The 815-nt window shown below is 71.2% G+C and carries 2 protein-coding genes; both read right to left on the bottom strand.

Annotated features, from left to right (window positions below; genetic code table 11):
• Positions 1 to 384 (bottom strand): hypothetical protein (locus ACOADB_RS16395; RefSeq protein WP_378600699.1); only part of this gene is annotated, 384 nt, incomplete at its 3' end.
• Positions 384 to 710 carry a hypothetical protein gene (locus ACOADB_RS16390; protein WP_378600697.1) on the bottom strand — a complete coding sequence of 109 codons (327 nt, stop codon included), beginning with the start codon at positions 708 to 710 and terminating at the stop codon, positions 384 to 386. The genes ACOADB_RS16390 and ACOADB_RS16395, both read right to left, overlap by 1 nt.
• Between the last annotated feature and the right edge of the window lie 105 nt (positions 711 to 815).

The following is an 815-nucleotide window of genomic DNA, read 5'->3' as shown; positions in this document are numbered from 1 at the left end:
CTCGACCGCCTCGTTGCCCTCGATCTCGGCCCGGAGCGTCTCGACGTCGTCGTTCAGCGTCGTCCGACGCTTCGCCAACACGATCCGTCGGGCACCGAGCCGCACGAGCCGGTCCTCGAACCTGTCGGTCGCGGTGATGGCCTGCTCGAGCGCAGCCTCCGACACGTCGACGCGTCGCGCGAAGCGGGTCGTGCCGTGGTCGGCCGCGTCCCGCGCATCGCCCTGCCATCCCTCGGGGACCCCTTGGGACTCGGCCCACGCCTGGACGTCTTTGACCTGCACCTCCACCGCACGAAGGTTGGTCGCGAACGTGGCTGCCCGGACCGCCGTGGAGTCCAGGGTCGGGACCGGGTCGATCGTGCGGGGAAGCTCGATGGTGACCATCAGCGTTCCCCGATCGGTGCCGCACGGTGAGCCCAACCGAGGAGCGCGCGTGCCTGCTCGGCAGCAGCGGCGTCAGTGAACTCGAAGTCGCCGCTGACCTCGACGAAGGCATCGCTGTTGGCCTGGGCCGCCTCCGCGCGCCGCTTGAGCTCGTCGGTCCAGGTCGTCTGGAACGCCTCGACAGCGGTGACCACCGCGGGCGCGAACCCGGCCGTCGACGCCTTGCCCAGCCGGCGCCACGCGCCGTCCAGTCCATCGGCCGCGTCGTCCCAGGCAGCCTTGGCCGCTGCCAGGACGCCCGGAGGGACGTTGATCGTCACTCCCATGACGCCACCTCCATCCGGAGGTCGTCAAGGACCGCCTGTGCGACCTCGGGGGCGACCTCGGAGGTGACAGCCAGGGGAACGCTGGTCAGGGTCACGACGGTGGCG

The organism is Nocardioides sp. CPCC 206348 (assembly GCF_048654705.1).
Classification (GTDB): Bacteria; Actinomycetota; Actinomycetes; order Propionibacteriales; family Nocardioidaceae; genus Nocardioides.
This window is presented reverse-complemented; position numbering and strand designations above follow the sequence as displayed.